18 protein-coding genes are annotated in these 17,957 nt (G+C 69.7%); 14 read left to right on the top strand and 4 right to left on the bottom strand.

Annotation, left to right across the window (positions count from 1 at the left end; translation table 11 throughout):
- Window positions 1-25: 25 nt before the first annotated feature.
- Window positions 26-433, bottom strand: a complete 408-nt coding sequence (locus AC1DBX_RS04230; protein ID WP_476851342.1) for a hypothetical protein — start codon at window positions 431-433, stop codon at window positions 26-28.
- 132 nt (window positions 434-565) lie between these two features.
- Here AC1DBX_RS04230 and AC1DBX_RS04225 point away from each other — a divergent pair, with 132 nt between their 5' ends.
- The 5 genes from AC1DBX_RS04225 (at window position 566) to AC1DBX_RS04205 (ending at window position 5,909) form a co-directional block, all read left to right on the top strand.
- Window positions 566-1,249 (top strand): response regulator transcription factor, encoded by a 684-nt coding sequence (locus AC1DBX_RS04225; RefSeq protein ID WP_476859381.1) that lies wholly within the window; start codon window positions 566-568, stop codon window positions 1,247-1,249.
- Window positions 1,246-2,649: a sensor histidine kinase gene (locus AC1DBX_RS04220; RefSeq protein ID WP_476931133.1), complete on the top strand. Its 1,404-nt coding sequence runs from the start codon at window positions 1,246-1,248 to the stop codon at window positions 2,647-2,649. Before AC1DBX_RS04225 ends, AC1DBX_RS04220 begins: the two co-directional genes overlap by 4 nt.
- Window positions 2,650-2,795: 146 nt before the next feature.
- Window positions 2,796-3,596, top strand: coding sequence for a membrane protein insertase YidC (yidC, locus tag AC1DBX_RS04215; protein ID WP_476931132.1), 801 nt, complete (start codon window positions 2,796-2,798; stop codon window positions 3,594-3,596).
- A complete protein-coding gene (locus tag AC1DBX_RS04210) occupies window positions 3,593-4,252 on the top strand; it encodes an NAD(P)H-binding protein (RefSeq protein WP_476931131.1) in 660 nt (219 codons plus the stop codon). The genes yidC and AC1DBX_RS04210 overlap by 4 nt, the downstream gene beginning before the upstream one ends.
- Before the next feature lie 85 nt (window positions 4,253-4,337).
- Window positions 4,338-5,909, top strand: coding sequence for a Na+/H+ antiporter (locus AC1DBX_RS04205; RefSeq protein WP_028276506.1), 1,572 nt, complete (start codon window positions 4,338-4,340; stop codon window positions 5,907-5,909).
- Between the two features lie 15 nt (window positions 5,910-5,924).
- On the opposite strand, the gene AC1DBX_RS04200 is transcribed toward AC1DBX_RS04205, so the two are convergent.
- Window positions 5,925-7,103 carry an ROK family transcriptional regulator gene (locus AC1DBX_RS04200; protein ID WP_476931130.1) on the bottom strand — a complete coding sequence of 393 codons (1,179 nt, stop codon included), beginning with the start codon at window positions 7,101-7,103 and terminating at the stop codon, window positions 5,925-5,927.
- Between the two features lie 103 nt (window positions 7,104-7,206).
- Here AC1DBX_RS04200 and AC1DBX_RS04195 point away from each other — a divergent pair, with 103 nt between their 5' ends.
- From AC1DBX_RS04195 to AC1DBX_RS04175, 5 genes are all read left to right on the top strand, one after another.
- The gene (locus AC1DBX_RS04195; protein ID WP_476859387.1) at window positions 7,207-8,913 is read left to right on the top strand and encodes a glycoside hydrolase family 13 protein; all 1,707 of its coding nucleotides are present in this window, start codon (window positions 7,207-7,209) and stop codon (window positions 8,911-8,913) included.
- Window positions 8,910-9,905 carry an aldo/keto reductase gene (locus tag AC1DBX_RS04190; protein WP_476859388.1) on the top strand — a complete coding sequence of 332 codons (996 nt, stop codon included), beginning with the start codon at window positions 8,910-8,912 and terminating at the stop codon, window positions 9,903-9,905. Before AC1DBX_RS04195 ends, AC1DBX_RS04190 begins: the two co-directional genes overlap by 4 nt.
- Window positions 9,906-10,068: 163 nt before the next feature.
- Window positions 10,069-10,932 carry an HpcH/HpaI aldolase/citrate lyase family protein gene (locus AC1DBX_RS04185; RefSeq protein ID WP_223913776.1) on the top strand — a complete coding sequence of 288 codons (864 nt, stop codon included), beginning with the start codon at window positions 10,069-10,071 and terminating at the stop codon, window positions 10,930-10,932.
- Between the two features lie 25 nt (window positions 10,933-10,957).
- On the top strand, window positions 10,958-11,902 hold the full coding sequence (locus AC1DBX_RS04180) for a DUF2797 domain-containing protein (protein ID WP_476931129.1): 945 nt from the start codon (window positions 10,958-10,960) through the stop codon (window positions 11,900-11,902).
- Window positions 11,903-12,030: 128 nt separating this feature from the next.
- Window positions 12,031-12,255: a DUF3188 domain-containing protein gene (locus AC1DBX_RS04175; RefSeq protein ID WP_476870450.1), complete on the top strand. Its 225-nt coding sequence runs from the start codon at window positions 12,031-12,033 to the stop codon at window positions 12,253-12,255.
- On the opposite strand, the gene AC1DBX_RS04170 is transcribed toward AC1DBX_RS04175, so the two are convergent.
- Together AC1DBX_RS04170 and AC1DBX_RS04165 are read right to left on the bottom strand one after the other, a co-directional pair.
- Window positions 12,245-13,942: a SulP family inorganic anion transporter gene (locus tag AC1DBX_RS04170; protein WP_243181115.1), complete on the bottom strand. Its 1,698-nt coding sequence runs from the start codon at window positions 13,940-13,942 to the stop codon at window positions 12,245-12,247. The genes AC1DBX_RS04175 and AC1DBX_RS04170 overlap by 11 nt on opposite strands.
- Window positions 13,939-14,352 (bottom strand): ArsR/SmtB family transcription factor, encoded by a 414-nt coding sequence (locus AC1DBX_RS04165; RefSeq protein ID WP_476851331.1) that lies wholly within the window; start codon window positions 14,350-14,352, stop codon window positions 13,939-13,941. Before AC1DBX_RS04165 ends, AC1DBX_RS04170 begins: the two co-directional genes overlap by 4 nt.
- A 196-nt stretch (window positions 14,353-14,548) precedes the next feature.
- On the opposite strand from AC1DBX_RS04165, the gene AC1DBX_RS04160 reads away from it, so the two are divergent.
- The 4 genes from AC1DBX_RS04160 to AC1DBX_RS04145 are packed head-to-tail and all read left to right on the top strand — an operon-like array spanning window position 14,549 to window position 17,953.
- Complete coding sequence (locus AC1DBX_RS04160) at window positions 14,549-15,049, top strand: FAS1-like dehydratase domain-containing protein (protein WP_476870451.1); 501 nt, start codon at window positions 14,549-14,551, stop codon at window positions 15,047-15,049.
- A 2-nt stretch (window positions 15,050-15,051) separates the two neighbouring features.
- Window positions 15,052-15,489 carry a MaoC family dehydratase gene (locus AC1DBX_RS04155; protein WP_476931128.1) on the top strand — a complete coding sequence of 146 codons (438 nt, stop codon included), beginning with the start codon at window positions 15,052-15,054 and terminating at the stop codon, window positions 15,487-15,489.
- 29 nt (window positions 15,490-15,518) lie between these two features.
- Entirely contained in the window at window positions 15,519-16,829 is a 1,311-nt protein-coding gene (locus tag AC1DBX_RS04150) for an MFS transporter (RefSeq protein WP_476931127.1), read from the top strand.
- 56 nt (window positions 16,830-16,885) lie between these two features.
- Window positions 16,886-17,953: a UDP-N-acetylmuramate dehydrogenase gene (locus AC1DBX_RS04145; RefSeq protein WP_476931126.1), complete on the top strand. Its 1,068-nt coding sequence runs from the start codon at window positions 16,886-16,888 to the stop codon at window positions 17,951-17,953.
- Window positions 17,954-17,957 lie beyond the last annotated feature (4 nt).

The following is a 17,957-nucleotide window of genomic DNA, read 5'->3' as shown; positions in this document are numbered from 1 at the left end:
CGGGGGTTTTTCTGTCTTCCCACTGTCAGTCATCGCTTCCCTTGTGCTTGTCGTCGCCGGGCTCGTTTTCGCCGTGTCCGCCGTGGTCGTCGCCCGGTTCGCTGGAGCCGGCAGGTGCCGGGGCGGGAACCGCGGTCCGGTCCTCGCCCGGTTCGCTGGAGCCGGCAGGTGCTGGGGCGGGGACCGCGTCCTCGGTGGCGGAGGGACTCGGCGAGGAGGCCGGGCTGCGGTCCTCGGTTCCGGACGTGCTGCCCGTGGATGTGGGGGAGCCGGAAGCGGCGGTGGTGGCGTTTTGCGGCAGGAGGACGGTATTGGCGGGGTTCGTTGTTCCGGCCGGTGAGCCGTTCAAGGTCTGGGCGTTGACTGCAAGGGCCGCGGATCCGGTGAGCAGGACACCGGCTGCCGTGAGGACGAGGACTGTTTTAGTTTTCATGTCTCCACCCTAGGAATCCGTGGGAAAGGACGGGTCTTGGGGAAATCCAAGAGTTGTCCAAGTTTGCGCCCCCGATCAGCCAACTCACGCGGATTGCGGCAGAATTCGCGGCAGGCAGGAACATAATCAGGTATGCAGATCCTGGTAGTGGAGGATGACGAATCAGTTGCCACCGGAGTCCTTGACGGACTGGGCCGGGCCGGCTTCGGGGCCAGCCACGTCGGAACTGGCGGCCAGGCCCTGGAGGTGGTCCGCGCGTCCAGTCCCGATTTTGTCCTTCTGGACCTGGGGCTGCCGGACATGGACGGCACCGATGTGTGCCGCGCCATTCGGGCGCTGACCTCGATTCCGATCATCGTGGTCAGTGCCCGGGATGAAGAGATTGACCGGGTCCTGGCGCTGGAACTGGGCGCCGATGACTATCTGGTCAAGCCGTTCGGGATGCGGGAACTCATCGCGAGAATCCGGGCGGTGGCGCGCCGCTCCGAAGAACGGCTCCCGGATGGCCGGCCCGGGACGGAGCTCAGCAGGAACATCGGCGGCCTGAGTATTGACCAGCGCTCGCGCCGCGTGCTCCTGGACGGAGCCGAGGTTTATCTGACCGCCAAGGAGTTCGAACTCCTGTATTTCCTGGCCGCCGACCCCGGCGCGGTGTTCGAGCGCCGGGAAATCCTGCGAGCGGTCTGGGACGGCGACTGGTACGGCACCACGAAGACCGTGGATGCCCACATTGCCGGAATCCGCAAAAAGCTCGGTGACCCCCGCTGGATCGAGGCCGTCCGCGGCGTCGGGTTCAGGCTCGGGGTGCCTGGATGAGATGGCGGCTGATCGGCGCCTTCATGCTCATCACCTTGCTGGTGGTCCTGGTCCAGGACATTCCGCTGGGAAACTATCTGGTCCGTGTGGAACGGGAGCGCCTCACCACGTCCCTTGAACGCGACGCTTTTCTCCTGGCCGGCCGGGCCGGCGACGCATTGAAAGCCGGCGGTCCACTGCCTCCGGAAGTCACGGCCGACGTGCGCCGGTACGGGGAGGCGGGCGGGGCCCGTGTGGTGATCGTCGACGCCGTCGGGACGGCCGTGGCGACCTCGGACGACGATCAGGCGGCCACCGGATCGCCCTACAGTTCGCGGCCCGAGATCGCCTCCGCGCTGACCGGTCAGATCAACGCGGGCCAACGGTATTCCCAGACACTGGGCCTGGACCTGCTCTACGTCGCCGTTCCCGTCCTCAGCGGTGAGAAAATTTCCGGCGTCGTCCGGCTGACGTATCCGGCGTCGGTCGTGGCCGAACAGGTGAACGGCCAGCTGCGTACCATCTGGACCGTCGCCGGAACCACGGTACTGCTCGCCGGCATCCTGGCCTACGTCATGGCCGGCGCCGTGACCCGGAGACTCCAGCGGCTGCGGGACGCCACGGAACTGCTCGCCGACGGAAACCTGGACACCCGAACCGACGAAGGGGGCGCCCCCGAGATCAAAGCCCTCGCGGGTTCCTTCAACCGCATGGCGGACCGGATGAAACACCTGCTCGAGCAACAACGCGGCTTCGCTTCCGACGCCTCCCACCAGCTCCGCACCCCGCTGACGGGGCTGCGGCTCAGGCTCGAGAACGCCCACGACACGATCCCCGCCGACCCGGAAGCGGGCCGGACCATGGTGGCCGCCTCGCTGGAGGAGACGTACCGGCTGCAGCGCATCATCGACGGGCTGCTGTTGCTCAGCAAGGCCGAAGGCAGCCCGGCCGTGCCGGTCACCACCGACCTCGTCGAGGCAGCGAAGGCCCGCAAGGAACAATGGGAGGCCCTCGCCGAGGAGACCGGTGTGCGCCTGAGCCTGGACGGCCCGCCGGCGGCGGACATCCTGGTCCTGCCCGGGGCCGCCGAGCAAATCATCGACAACCTGATCGACAACGCCCTCGCCGTCGCCCCGCCGGGGTCACTGATCCAGCTCGTGGTCTCCCACGGTGAACAGCCAGGCACCATCGAACTGCACATCCTGGACGAGGGCCCCGGGCTTTCCCCGGAAGACTGCGAACGGGCATTTGGCCGTTTCTGGCGCGGCACCCAGGGCGGCGAGGGCAGCGGCCTCGGTTTGTCCATCGTGCACCAACTGGCCCGGGCCAGCGGGGCAGAAGCAACACTCAGGCCCAGGGCCCCCGGGCCCGCACCGGGCACCACCGGCCTGGACGCCTGCGTGCAATTCAGATCAGCCTAAAAATCAACGCCATCAGCGCAGCGCGGGCACGCCCGGACACCGGCTGAATCGTCTCCTGGTCAGCGGTGTGCCCTCCAACCACGCGAGCCCGTGACAAGCGGGACGTTTCGCCGTAGCTTTGCAGCATCTGACGGTTGGGGATATCAGTGGACCTTCTTGGCACCATCATGGCCCCGTTCAAATGGCTGGTCTCAGCCATGATGGCGGGCTTCCATGACGGACTCAGCGCCATCGGCATGCCGGCGGCCAGCGGCTGGACGTGGACGCTGTCCATCATCGGGCTGGTGCTGGTGATCCGCGCCGCCCTGATCCCGGTGTTCCTCAAACAGGTCAACGTCCAGCAGCGCATGAGGCGGTTGCAGCCGGACCTGAAGAAGCTCCAGGACAAATACAAAGGCAAGACCGATCCGCTCTCCCGCCAGGCCATGGCGCAGGAACAGATGGCCCTCTACAAGGCGCACGGCACCAACCCGTTCTCCGCCTGCCTGCCCCTGCTGATCCAGATGCCCTTCTTCTTCGCGCTGTTCCAGATGCTGTCCGGCATCAGCGCCGCGGCCGGCCAGGGCGAAGCCGTCGGGGCCATGAGCCCCGAACAGGTCGCGCAGTTCGACGAGTCCACGATTTTCGGCGCCCCGCTCTCGGCCTCGCTGCTGCACGGCGTCGGCGGCAGTCAGCTCTCGGTGTGGATCCTCTCCATTGCGATGATCCTGGCCATGACGGCCTCGCAGCTCATCACGCAGCGGCAGATCATGGCCAGGAGCTTGTCCGGCGAGGCCGTGGCGACTCCGCTCATGGGCCCGCAAAAGGTGCTGCTGTACAGCCTGCCGGTCGTCTTCGGTGTGGGCGGGATCGTGTTCCCCATCGGCGTCCTGATCTACTGGACCACCACCAACCTGTGGACCATGGGGCAGCAGTTCGCTGTCCGGTGGGACAGAATGGGACCATGACGCGCATCGCAATTATCGGCGGCCACGGCAAGGTGGCTTTGGAACTGTCCAGGATCCTCGCGGCGGATGGGCACGGGGTGACCTCCTTTATCCGCAACCCGGACCATGCGGCCGACGTCGCGGCCACCGGCGCCACACCGGCGCTGCTGGATGTGGAGAACGCGACGACGGCGCAGATCGCCGGAGCCCTCCGCGGACACGACGCCCTGGTGTGGTCGGCCGGAGCCGGCGGCGGCAGCCCCGAACGGACCTACGCCGTGGACCGCGACGCCGCGATCCGTTCCATGGACGCCGCGGCGGAAGCCGGCGTCAGCAGGTACGTCATGGTGTCCTATTTCGGGGCCGGGCCGGACCACGGAGTCCCCGCGGACAACGGCTTCTTCGCCTACGCCGAAGCCAAGGCCGCGGCGGATGAGTACCTGCGCGGTTCAGGCCTTGACTGGACCGTCCTGGGCCCCGGAACGCTGACCGCGGGACCCGGCAACGGGATGATCGACGTCGACCCCGCCGACACGTCCGACGGCACCGAAACCGCCCGGGCCAACGTCGCCCTGGTGGCGGCGGCGGTCCTCGGGCTGCCGGCCACGATCGGGCGCACCATCGAGTTCCGGGACGGCACGCTCCCGCTCGCGGCAGCGCTGGAAACGTTGGGCTAGCCCAGGACTCTTCCCGATAGGGTGGTGGGGGCGGTCCGCACATCCACCCGGGATGCCCCGGCCCGCCTCCGGGGAAAGCGGGCACATGGATCAGTTGGCACTCATCGTTGGACTTCTGCTGGCTACGGTGGGCGCTGTCGGTCTCGGAGAGAAGCTGAGGCTGCCCTACCCGGTGCTGATGCTGATCCTGGCCGTTGCCCTGACGTTCATCCCCGGCTTCCCGGAGATCCAGATCCCGCCCGAGCTGATCCTGCCCATTTTCCTGCCCCCGCTGCTCTTCGCGACCGCGCAGCGCAGTTCATGGGCTGTTTTCCGGGTCCGCTGGCGCACGTTGCTGATGCTTGCCGTCGCGCTCGTGGTGGTCTCGACGGCGGTGGTCGCGGGCGCGGCCTGGCTCATGATCCCGGGCATCGGCATACCGGCCGCGATCGCCCTGGGCGCCATGGTGGCCCCGCCCGATCCCGTGGCCGTGGACTCCATCGCCAGCCGGGTCCACATGCCGCGGCGGCTCATCAACGTGCTCCAGAGCGAGGGCCTGTTCAACGACGCCGCCGCCATCGTCATCTTCCAGGCGGCCGTGGCCGCCGCGGTCGCCGGCACCAAGATCGCCTCGGACGTTGTCCTCCAGTTTGTCCTGGGTGCTGCGATCGCGGTGGTTGTGGGGATCGGCATGGGCTGGCTCACGAGCCTGATCACCCGCCTGGTGACCTCCATGGTGGCCCGGAGCGCCGTCACCCTGGTGGTGCCGTTTGCCGCCTACATCCTGGCTGAGGAGGTGCACGCCTCCGGGGTGATCGCCGTCGTCGTCACCGCGCTGGAAATGCAGCGCCACTCCCGGCCCGGGGACGCCGCGGAGAGGGTCACCCGCACCGCGTTCTGGGACGTCGTGGAACTGCTGGTCACCGGCCTGGCGTTCGGGCTGGTGGGGCTGGAAGTACGGCAAGTCATCCACGACGAAGGCAGCGGCGTTTTCGGCATGGTCGGGACGGCCGCGGTGGTGTGCGTCCTGGTGTTCGCCGCACGCTTCGCCTGGCTGGCCATGATGTCCGGCCTCTCCCGGGCGAGGAAGGATGTTCTGCGCCCTACTTCGGCCAAGGACGTGCTGATACTCACGTGGTGCGGCATGCGCGGCCTGGCCACCCTGGCGCTGGCCCTGGCTCTTCCGCTAACCGTTGCGGACGGCACGCCGTTCCCGGCCCGCAGCGAGCTGCTGGTGATCGCCTGCGCCGTGCTGCTGGCCACCCTGGTGCTGCCCGGGCTGACGCTGCCGTGGCTCATGCGGGTCCTGAAGGCGTCCGAGGACGGTTCCGAAGAACGCGACGCCGCCCGCGTGTTGGCAAGCCGGGCGCAACAGGCAGCCATCGCGGCCCTGAAGGACAACGAGCTCATGAAGGAGCTGCCGGCGGATAAGGTGGCGCTCGTGAAGGAGAAAATGACCCGGCTGCACGCCGAGCTGCTGGACGGGAGCCTGCGGAATGAAAGCGCGGGGGAGCAGCGCAAGCGTGGCCGGGAACTGGCGATCGCGGTGCAGACGATCGCCCTCGATGCGGCCCGCCGGGAAGTCGTAGCGGCCCGGAACGAGCCGGGCATGGACCCGGAAGTCGCGGACCGGGTGCTGCGGCAGCTGGACCTGCGCACCATGATCATGCCGGACTAAGGCAACGGATCCGGGTCAGCCCCGCGCGGGGAGGGCCAGCTCCAAGGCATTCGCCTCGACGTAGTCCAGGGCGTGCCGGACCGCGCCCGCCGTGACGATCGCGTCGCCCAGGGGTGAGACTGTCACCCGCGGGGGAGTCGCGGTGAAGCGGGGAAGCAGGGCTGTGATGCCGGGCAGGAGCGCCCCGGCGGACTCGGCGACGGCGCCGCCGATCACCACCTGCTCGGGGTTGATCAGGCTCGCGATCGAGGCGATGACCCGGGCCATGCGCTCCGAAATCCGGTCCAGGATGGCCAGGGCCGCCGGGTCTCCCGCGGCCGCGTCCGCGAAGACGCGCGGCGCACTGGCAGGGCCGCCCGCGGAGGGTCCGCCGCCGGCAGCCGACCACTGCCGCACCAGGGCGGCGATGCCGTCGCTGGAGCCAACACCCTCCACCATGTCCAGATAGCCCATCTCGCCGGCGGCCCCGCCGCGGCCGTGGAGCAGGCGGCCGGATTCCATCACGCCTGCGCCGAGGCGTTCGCCGGCCAGGAGCACCACCAGATCATCCACGCCCACGCCGGACCCGCGCCAGCGCTCACCGAGCGCAGCCAGGTTGGCGTCGTTCTCCAGGAGCACGGTCCAGCCGTGCAGCTCCTTCAGCGCGGAGCGGAGCCCGACGTCGAACAGGCTCCAAAACCGCTGCGTCACCAGAACGTTGCCGTCGCGGTCCACCGGCGCTGCGATCCCGGCGCCGACGGCCAGGACCCTGCCCGGGTCAGCTCCCGCCGCTTCCAGCGCCTCGCGGCAGGCGAGATCGACGACGCCGATCCGCTCCTGCGCGGGGATGTCCGCCGCGCGGAAGCTCCCGCTGGAACGGCCGATCACCGTGCCGCGGAGGTCGGCCACGGCGGCGGTGGTGGTCGCGGCACCAATGTCCAGGCCCAACACGAAACCCGCTTCCCGGTTGAAGGCAAAGCGCCGGGCCGGCCGGCCCTTCCGCGGACTGGCAGGGTCTGCCGGCTGGTCCTGCTCCACGATCCAGCCCCGGCCGATCAGATCCTCGCAAACGGCAATCACCGAGGCCCGGGTCAGCCCGGTCAGGGCCATCAGCTCGGTTCCGGTGGCCACATCGGCGCCGCGGATGTGGCGCAGCACGGCCTGGGCGTTGACGCGGCGCAGCAGCTGCGGCGTGGCGGCGGCTACGTGCGGCATCACTTCTTGACCTCTTCTGTCCCCGGACCCATAATTGTTCAGGCAATATATTTAGCTTGTATCTAAATTACCAGAAGCCCTCCCAGACCCGAAGGAATCTCCTTTGACCAACACCGCCACGCTGGCAACCCTGTCCGGTTCCGATCTCGCCGCCGACCCCAACTGGTGGCGCCAGGCATCGGTGTACCAGATCTACCCGCGGAGCTTTTCGGACTCCAACGGTGACGGACTGGGCGACATCAAGGGCATCACCGCCAAGGTCCCGTACCTGAAGGAACTCGGGATCGACGCCGTCTGGCTCTCCCCGTTCTACCCCTCGGCGCTCGCCGACGGAGGCTACGACGTCGACGACTACCGCGACGTGGACCCCAAGCTCGGCACCCTGGCGGACTTCGACGAGATGTCCGCCGCGCTGCACGCCGCCGGCATCAAGCTCATCGCCGACATCGTCCCCAACCACTCCTCGAACCGGCACGAGTGGTTCCAGGAGGCTCTGGCCTCCCCGCGCGGCTCCGCGGCCCGCGAGCGCTACATCTTCCGCGACGGCCTCGGCGAAAACGGCGAACTCGCGCCGTCTGACTGGGAATCCGTCTTCGGCGGCCCCGCCTGGGAGCGCATCACCGAGCCCGACGGCACGCCCGGGCAGTGGTACATGCACATCTTCGCCAAGGAACAGCCGGACCTGAACTGGGCCAGCCGGGAAATCCGCGACGACTTCCTCAAGACGCTCCGCTTCTGGTCCGACCGCGGCGTGGACGGCTTCCGCGTCGACGTCGCCCACGCGCTGACCAAGGACCTCACCGAGCCGCTGATCTCCAAGGTGGAGCTCAGCGCCGCCAACACCGGAACGGACGGCTTCCCGGACGGCTCGCACCCGTTCTGGGACCGCGATGAAGTCCACGAGATCTACGCCGAGTGGCGCGAGGTGTTCAACGAGTACAACCCGCCGCGCACCGCCGTCGCCGAGGCCTGGGTGCACGCCACCCGCCGCGCCCGTTACGCCAGCCCGGAGGGCCTGGGCCAGGCGTTCAACTTCGACCTCCTGCAGGCCGACTTCGCCGCAGGCGAGTTCCGCGAAATCATCGCCCGGAACCTCGCCGAGGCCACCGAGTCCGGGGCCTCCTCCACCTGGGTTTTCTCCAACCACGACGTCGTCCGCCACGCCACCCGCTACGGCCTGCCCCAGGGCGGCGGCAAGCACGCCCAGGGCCAGGACGGCAAGGGCTGGCTGCTGGCCGGCGCCCCCGTCGAGGAGCTCGACGTCGAACTCGGCCTGCGCCGGGCCCGCGCCGCGACCTTGCTGATGCTGGCCCTGCCGGGATCGGCCTACCTGTACCAGGGCGAGGAACTGGGCCTGCAGGAAGTCACGGAGATCCCCGACGCCGAGCGCCAGGACCCCACCTTCTTCCGGAACAAGGGCGTGGAGATTGGCCGCGACGGCTGCCGCGTGCCCCTGCCCTGGGCCCCGGAGGGCACCTCGTTCGGCTTTGGCGCCGGCGGGGCACACCTGCCGCAGCCGGCCTGGTTCAGCCGCTACGCGGTGGCAGCCCAGGACGGCGTGGAAGGGTCCACCCTCGAGCTCTACCGCACGGCCCTGAAGCTGCGCCGCGAACTGCAGACCTCGGAGGAACTGCAGTGGCAGGAATCCGGCAGCGCCGACGTCCTGCGCTTCAGCCGTCCCGGCGGCTGGCAGACGGTGACCAACTTCGGCGACGCGCCGGTTGACCTGCCGGCCGGCGAGGTGCTGGTCAGCAGCGGCCCGCTGGATGGCGGGCAGCTGCCGGCCAACACCACCGTCTGGCTGCGGTGAGCCCCGCACCGCAGGCTTCGCCCGGCACGCCCGCCGGCGCCGGGAACCTTCCCCAGGAACTCGTCTACGGCTGCATGGGCCTGGGCGGCGACTGGTCGGCCGAGCCGTACTCGTCCGCGCACGTGGACGAGGCGGCCGCGGCCGTCGAAGCCGCCCTGAACGCGGGCATCACACTGTTCGACCACGCGGACATCTACACCAACGGCAAGGCCGAAGCCGTCTTCGGCGAGGTCTTGGCCCGCACCGCCGGGCTGCGGGAGAAAATCCGGCTGCAGACCAAGTGCGGCATCCGGCTCAACGAGCAGGGCCTGGAGGCCTACTACGACCTCAGCCGGGACGGCATCCTGGAGCGGGTCAACGAAAGCCTGGCCCGGCTCCGGACGGACTACGTCGACGTGCTCATGCTGCACCGCCCGGATCCCCTGATGGATCCGGCGGAGGTGGCCTCCGCCGTCGGGCAGCTCATGGCCGAAGGCAAGGTGCGGGCCGTGGGCGTGTCCAACATGTCGGGCCCGCAGATCGAGATGCTGCAGGACCGGCTCGAGGTTCCCGTGGTGGGCAACCAGCTCGAAATGAGCCTGCTGAAACGGGCGTGGCTGGAAAGCACAGTGCTCGTCAACCATGCCGAGGGCACGGACTACAGCTTCCCGCACGGGACCGTCGAGCACTGCGTCCGGAACGGCATCCGTCTGCAGGCATACGGGTCGCTGGCCCGCGGCCTCTACACCGGGGCGCCGGCGGCCGCTCGGACGCCGGCCGAGGAGGCCGCCACCTCCCTCGTGGCCGCCCTGGCCGCCGAGAAGGGGACCACGGGGGAAGCGATCGTGCTCGGCTGGCTCATGAGGCACCCTGCAGGGATTGCGCCCGTGATCGGCACCGCGAACCCGGACCGGATCCTCGCCTGCGCCGGAGCCGCCGAGGCCGCCGCGGCGATGACCCGCGCCGAGTGGTACGGGCTCTGGGTCGCGGCCCGGGGAAGCAACATCCCCTAGCCTGTCCGTCCCACCCAACTGGCCGGCAGCCGAGGCCGTTGGGAGCCCGAAAACGGCTTCTGCTGCCGGCCAGCTGGGTGTGGACGTGATTTTGGTCGTAATGGTCGCCGCTGAGGGCCGGATCGCTTAGCGGCAAGTGCCCCCGGGCGACTAGCGTAGATGCATGACCTCTACCACCACCGCCGAATCACTTCGGCCCCAACGCAACATCCCGGCCGACATCGCCCGCTCCTGGCTGCTGGTTAACGCGATGAAGACCGATCTCTTCGACCAGTCCGCCGTCTCCCGGGCCGATGCGATCATCCTCGACATCGAAGACGCGGTGGACCCCTCGCAGAAGGACGCCGCCCGCGCCAACGTCGTGAACTGGCTGACCGCCGGCGGCAGCGCGTGGGTCCGGATCAACGACGCCACCAGCCCGTTCTGGGCCGACGACCTCGCCGGCCTGCGCGGCACCCCCGGCCTGCTGGGCATCATGCTGGCCAAAACCGAATCGGCCGACCAGGTCACGGAGAGCTTCCACCGGATGGACGGCAAGACCCCGGTGATCCCCCTGGTCGAGTCCGCCGTCGGCATCGAGGAAGCCAACAACATCGCCAAGGCCCAGGGCGCCTTCCGCCTGGCCTTCGGCTCGGGCGACTTCCGCCGCGACACCGGCATGGCGGCCACCGCGGAAGCCATGGCCTACCCCCGCGCCAAGCTCGTTGTGGCCAGCCGCGTGGGCAACCTCCCCGGCCCCATCGACGGCCCCACCGTCGGCACGAACCACCCGATCCTGCGCGAACAGACCGGCATCACGGTGATGATGGGGATGACCGGGAAGCTCTGCCTCGCAATCGACCAGACGCCGGTCATCAACGAGGTCATCAGCCCCACCCCGTCCGACGTCGCCTGGGCCACCGACTTCATGGCCGACTTCGAAGCCAACGGCCGCGTCATCCGGGACGGCTCCGACCTGCCGCGCCTGGGCCGGGCCGAGAAGATCATGAAGCTCGCGGTAGCCTTTGGCGTGCAGCCGGCCCTGTAGCCGCCACACCACTCGAGGAGACCCCGTGACCGATACCCGCTATCTGGTGCACGGGGTCTTTTGGGATGGTCCGGCGCCCGGGCCCGCCGCAGCGTCCGGCGGCAGGCCGCCGGCGATGCGCCTGCAGGACCCTGGCGGCGCCCTCACCGCAGTGACGCTCGACGCCGGCACCCGCCTCGGTTTCCGGCTCGCCGCCGCGGGGAAACAGTGCCTTGGGCATCACTTGGTGCACGGACCCGCGGACCGGGACCACGTCCTGTGCCCGGACCGGGCTCCCGCCGCCAGGGGCAGCCAGTGCGGGCGGTGCTTCGTCCTGGATGAATTCCGGCTGATCCATGACTTCCACCGCGGCGGCCGGGTCCCGCCGGGCCTGCGCGCGTACCTGATGCAGCCGCACTGGCTCTACGTCGCCACCTTCGCCAACGGGGCCAGCAAGGTCGGCACCGCGTCCCACCGGCGCAAATGGAACCGGCTCGCCGAGCAGGGCGCCGTCGTCGCCCGGTACGTCGCCCGTGCCGAGGACGGCCGCGTGGTCCGCCTCCTTGAAGACATGATCACGCGCGAGGCCGGGCTGCCGCAGCAGGTCCGCGCTGCCGCCAAGGCCGCTGCGCTGCTCGCGCCGGCAGCCGCCGTCGACCTCGACGCCCTGAACAGACGGCTGGCAGGGGAGGCCCGGACCCTGATTGCCGGTGCCGGCGGGGAGGGCTTCGCGGTGGTGGATGAGCGGTGGGCCCGGCCGGAACTCTCCGCGAAGGCCTGCGCCCCGGCCGCCCGGCATGCCTATCCGCACGACCTGGCGGCCGGAGCGCACGGGTTCCGGATCGACGCGCTGAGCGGCAGCATTGCCCTCGCGGCGCTGGATGGCAGCGGACTGGAATTCGTGGTGAACCTGGGCCAGCTCAAGGCCCGGGTGATCGAACTCGGTGACCACGGCTCGGATGTCCCGGCCGTGCAGGAAGCCTTGTTCTGACGCTGGAATTGCCTCGCGACGCGCAAATTACCGGACGCGCCCGTATTCCCGCGCCGGCAGGCAATGTGAGTGTCGCCAGGAATTTTGCGGCTCGCGGTGTCGTCCGGCCGTCCCGGTAGACTGGCACGGTGCTGAATGAATTCTGGGCCACCGCGTCAACCACCTACAAGGTGATCGTCTTCAGCGCCATGGGCCTGATCGCCCTCGGTATCATCCTCAGCGTGGTGGGCAACAGCACCGGCAACCAGCCCCTTGCCCTCGCCTCACTGGCAGTGATCGGACTCGGCCTGGTCCTGCACATTGCCGGGCTTGTGGTCCGCGGCCAGGCGATCCGGAAAAACCTCAAGCGCTAGCGGCCGCGTTCCGCACCACATGGCTCCGGGCATGCTCCACCGCGTCCGGGAGGGATGTGAACAGGTGCTTGTGATGCCGCAGTGAGCGGATTACCCCCACATTGGTCACGAGCTCCAGATGCTGCGGCTGGACCCCCTTCAGCAGGACCGTGACCCCGCGCAGCTCCAGCGCGGAGACCACCTCAACGAGCATGTGGGCGCCCGTGGCGTCCAGCATCCGCAGCTGGGAGAGCCGGATGACGGCGACCTGGATGTCCCTCACCTGGCTGATCTCCTGCAGGACCCGCTCCGCTGCACCGAAGAACATGGCCCCGTCCAGCCGGAAAATGGCGATGTGCTCATCGCCCGGAACCGGCGGCCCCGGGATGTCCTCGCGCCGGACCCCGCTCAGGGAAGCGAATGTCCGCAGCGTGAACACGGCGGCCGCGGCGAGTCCGATCTGGATGGCCACAATGAGGTCGAAGGCGACGGTAATGAGGGCTGTGACCACGAAGACCGCGGCGTCGGCCCGGGTGGAGCGCAAAATCGCCGTCACGGTGTGCCGCGAGACCATGCGGACGGCCGTGACCATGAGGATGCCGGCCAGCGCCGCCAGCGGGATCCTGCCGACGAGCCCCGCCGCCAGGTAGATGATGGCCAGCAGCACCAGGGCGTGCACCACCGCGGAGAGCCGGGTCTTGGCCCCGGAACGGACGTTCACGGCGGTCCGGGCGATCGCGCCCGTGGCGGGCATGCCGCCGAAGAATCCGGCAGCGATCGAGGCCAGCCCCTGGCCGGTGAGCTCCCGGTCCGGGCTGTACGCGCCGGACGGACGGCCGTCGGGGCCGACCATGCCGGCGGCCACCCGGGCAGAGAGCAGGGATTCGATGGCGGCCAGCGTCGCGATGGACACGGCCGGCATCAGCAGGCCTCCCAGCGCGGCCGGGTCGACGGAAGGCATCGAGGGCGCCGGCAGGGAGTGCGGAAGCGCGCCGATCCGCGGTATGTCCAGCGCCAGCATCTCCGACGCCGCGGTGGTGAGCAGCACCGCGATCAGGCTCGCGGGCAGGGCCTTATTCAGCCTCGGCAGCAGGTACATCACGGCCGCGACGCAGGCCACCACCGCGAGCGTCTCCAGCACGGTCGGCATGGTGGCCTGCGACGCGCTCTCGACGGCGGCCAGGAGGGTGTTGTGGCCCGGCGTTCCCTCGGTGCCCGTGGCCAAGGGAACCTGCTGGAGGAAAATGATGGCGGCGATGCCGAGCGTGAAACCCTCCACGACCGGCCACGGGATGAACGCGACGGCCCGGCCCAGCCCGCTGGCGCCCAGGACCACGACCAGCAGCCCGGCCAGTACAGAGACCAGGGCAATGCTGCCGACGCCGTGGACGGCGACCACCGGGGCCAGGACCACCACCATGGCGCCGGTCGGGCCGGAGACCTGGACGTTGGATCCGCCCATGACGGCGGCGACAAGTCCTGCCACCACCGCGGTGATGAGTCCGGCCTCCGCCCCGACCCCGGAACTGACCCCGAAGGCCAGGGCCAGGGGGAGCGCCACAATGCCCACCGTGATGCCGGCGAACAGATCCGTCTTCCAGGCGGACCTCAAGAGCTCGTAGTCGCGGCGGGACGGCACAAACCGGGCGAAGCGTCCCCGGGCCGTGGCAGATGTCGTCGCCGGGTCTGCTGCCTGGGCCGCGCTCACGTTGCCGCGGCGTCGAGGTGGCCGGTACTGTCGGCGTCGCCCGCGCGGTCGAGGTGGCCTGCCGGCAGCTCCTGCGCTATCCGGAGCTGTTCGCTGGAACCGGCCAGGGTGTCCAGCAGGAAGACCCGGGCGATCGCGAGCAGCTCCTTGATCTTGGGATGAGCCAGCCGGTAGGTCACGACATTCGCCGTCCGGACCGATGTCACCACACCGTGCCGGCGCAGCGTGCCCAGATGCTGGGACAGGTGCGAGGGCTCCAGCCCCGTCTCGGCGAGCAGGTAACTGACCGGTGCCGTATTGTCCGGCGCGGCCGCCAGAAGCTCGAGGATCCGGATTCGGGCCGGGTGCGCCAGGGCTTTGAACAGGTTGGCCTTAATTTCGTACAGGGGTGTCTGCGCGGCGGAGATCATGGCGGGGAAACACTTTCTCGCATCCGTTCGCGGCGCGGTCCGGGGGCGCCCTAGGCGATTCGGATTGATGGATTGATGTTTTCATCATATCGCATCGGTCAAGAACCGCCGGAGCGCCCGTCAGTGCCCGTCCGGTCCCCGGCGCGCACCCTGTCACGAAGCCGGGCGGCTCCGGGCGTGGCGATAGGCTGGAACCATGACTATCAATCCGGACCTGCAGGGGCGCAGCTACCCTGCCGCAGAGGTGTATGACGTCGGCCGCGAGAAGATCCGCGAGTTCGCGCGCGCGGTCAAGGCCACCCACCCTGCCCACTTCGATGTTGCCGCCGCCGAGGCGCTGGGTCACAGCGACCTCGTGGCGCCGCCGACCTTCGCCATTATCGTCGCGCAGCGCGCCGACGCGCAGCTGATCGAGGATCCGGAATCCGGGATCGACTTCTCCCGCGTGGTCCACGCCGACCAGCGGTTCACGCACCACCGCCCGATCGTCGCGGGGGACCGGCTGGTCGCCGAACTGCACGTCGACGGCGTCCGCGCCATGGGCGGCGGAGCCATGATCACCACCCGCTCGGAAATCTTCGCCCTGGCTCCCGGCGATGCCACCGGCGCCGCCGGCGATGCCACCGGTGCCGCCGACGTCCGCAAGCCGGTCGCCACCACCACCTCGTCCATCCTGGTCCGCGGAGAGGGACAGTAGCCATGAGCATCGACGTCGCAGCACTCACGGTCGGCCAGCACATTGGCAGCCGCAGCATTACCGTCACCCGCACCGACCTCGTCAAGTACGCCGGCGCATCCGGTGACTTCAACCCGATCCACTGGAACGAGGCCTTCGCCACCGGCGTCGGCCTGCCGGGTGTGATCGCCCACGGCATGTTCACCATGGGCGCGGCCGTCCAGCTCGTGACCGACTGGGCCGGCGATCCCGCCGCCGTCGTCGACTTCCAGACCCGCTTCACCAAGCCGGTTCCCGTCGCCGACACGACGGGGACACCGGAGGCCGGTGCCGTGATCGAGGTCAGCGGGGCCATCGGGGCCCTCGACGCCGACGCCGGCACCGCCCGCGTCGACCTCACGGTCGTCTCGGCCGCCCAGAAGGTCCTCGTCAAGGCCCAGGCCGTCGTCAGGGTGGCCTAGCCCATGGCTTTGCTGTGAATCTGGCTGCTGTGAGCAAGGAAGTCTTCGTCCCGCCCGCCGAGATCACGCACTGGCGAAACGCCGTGGTGGTGGCCTACGCCGCGAGCGGAATCGCCTTTTCCACCTGGGTGTCCCGGCTGCCGGCCATCCGCGACGGTCTGGACCTGACCCCGGGCACGATCGGGCTGCTCCTGCTCTGCATGACGGCGGGATCCTTCGTGTCCGTGTCCGCCTCGGGCCTGATTGTCCTTCGCCTTGGCTCCAAGCGCACCATCCGGATCGGCAGCATCATGGTCGGATTCGGGCTGGCGCTGGCAGGCTTCGGCACCTCGGTGCTCGCCAGCCCGGTGGCGGTTGCCGCGGGTCTGGCAATCATCGGGCTGGGCACCGCCAGCTGGAACACCGCGTCCAACGTCGAAGGGGCGGCGGTGGAACGCGCCGTCCGGCGGCACATCATGCCCCGGCTGCACGGCTCCTTCAGCCTGGGCACTGTTGCGGGCGCCGGGCTGGGCGCCTGGGCTGCCGCCGCCGGGATTCCCGTCTTCCTGCACCTGGCCGTGGTGGGCCTGCTGGTGGCCGGCTCGGTGACCACCGCGGCGGCCTGGTTCCGGGCGGACATCACGCCCCTCGAGGCAGAGCGGCCCTTCAAGGCGTCCGGGACAGACACCTTCGAGGATCCTTCCACCGGGCCCATCCCGATCGTCCGGCAGGCGGACGCGGTCCCGGAGCCGCCGCTGGACAACAAACGCCTCATTGCCCAGGCCTGGCGTGACAGGCGCACCCTGCTGCTGGGCGTGCTGGTCCTCGGGCTGGCCCTGGCCGAAGGAGCGGCGGGGGACTGGGTGGCGCTGGCGCTGGCCGACGGCCACGGCCAAACCGACGCCGCCGGAGCTGCCGGGTACGGGCTGTTCGTCACCTTCATGACCATCGGCCGCTTCGCCGGCACCCTGGTCCTGGACCGCTTCGGCCGGGTCCCGGTGATGCGCTGGTGCGCCGCGCTGGCGGTTCTGGGCCTCGGCCTGTTCGTCTTCGCCCCGGTACCGTGGCTGGCCTACGTGGCCCTGGCCATCTGGGGACTCGGCGCGTCCCTGGGCTTCCCGGTCGGCATGTCCGCCGCGGCCGACGATCCCGTCAAGGCCGCCGCGCGGGTGTCCGTGGTGTCCACGATCGGCTACGGAGCGTTCCTGTGCGGGCCGCCGCTGCTGGGTCTGCTGGCCGAGCACGTCGGCATTCTCCACTCGCTGCTGGGCGTCATGGTGATGCTGATCGTCAGTTTCCTGCTCTCCCCGGTGGCCCGCAAACTCCCCGTGCCCGTGCCCGTGCCGGGACAGTACAGCTAGCCAGGGGCGGCCAGTACCGGCTTAGCCGGGCGGATGATCCCGGCTAGGCTGGTCAGGTGACCCAGATCCAGCTCTCCGCCCTGACCACCTCCGCCGTCGGCGGCCCCGCCGGCAGCTATATCGAGGCCCGCACCGAGGCCGAGATCATCGACGCCGTGCGCACCGCGGACGCCGCCGGCCAGTCCCTGCTGATCATCGGCGGCGGCTCCAACCTGTTGGTGTCCGACGCCGGGTTCCCCGGCACGGTGCTGAAGATCGCCTCGGAGGGGTTCACCGTCGACGCCGAGGACTCCTGCGGCGGCGTGGCGGTGGTGGTCCAGGCCGGCCACAACTGGGACGCCTTCGTTGAACACGCCGTGAAGCATGCCTGGTCCGGCGTCGAAGCACTCTCCGGGATCCCCGGTGCCACGGGCGCCACCCCCGTGCAGAACGTCGGCGCCTACGGGGCCGACGTCTCCCAGACGATCGCCGTCGTGCGCACCTGGGATCGGGAGCGCAACGCGGTGAAGTCCTTCACGAATTCCGAACTCAAGTTCGGCTACCGGGACTCCATCCTTAAGCAGACCACCGTCAACGGCTCACCGCGCTATGTGGTGCTCACCGTGGAGTTCCAGCTCCCGCTCGGCCGGAAGAGCGCCCCGGTCCGCTACGCCGAACTCGCCCGGGTGCTCGGCGTCGAGCAGGGCCAGCGCGCCTACTCCACCGACGTCCGGCGCGAGGTGCTGCGGCTCCGGGCGTCCAAGGGCATGGTCTGGGACGCGGACGACCGTGACACCTACTCCACGGGATCCTTTTTCACGAACCCGATCGTGGCCGAGGACGTCGCGGCACGGCTGCCGCAGGAGGCCCCGCGGTACCCCGCCGGTGCGGACGGGCTGACCAAGCTCTCGGCGGCGTGGCTGATCGACCAGGCCGGGTTCGCCAAGGGCTTCGGCCTGGACCCGGACAGCGTCTCGGGCGGCCGGGCCTCGCTGTCCACCAAGCACACCCTTGCCATCACCAACCGGGGAGGGGCGAGCGCGGCGGACATGCTGGCCGTCGCGCGCGAGGTCCGCCACGGCGTCGTCGAACGTTTCGGCATTGAACTGCACCCGGAGCCGCTGCTGATCGGCGTCGATCTTTAGGTAA

The sequence above is a fragment of the Arthrobacter sp. 10N44_2 genome (assembly GCF_056394385.1).
This window is presented reverse-complemented; position numbering and strand designations above follow the sequence as displayed.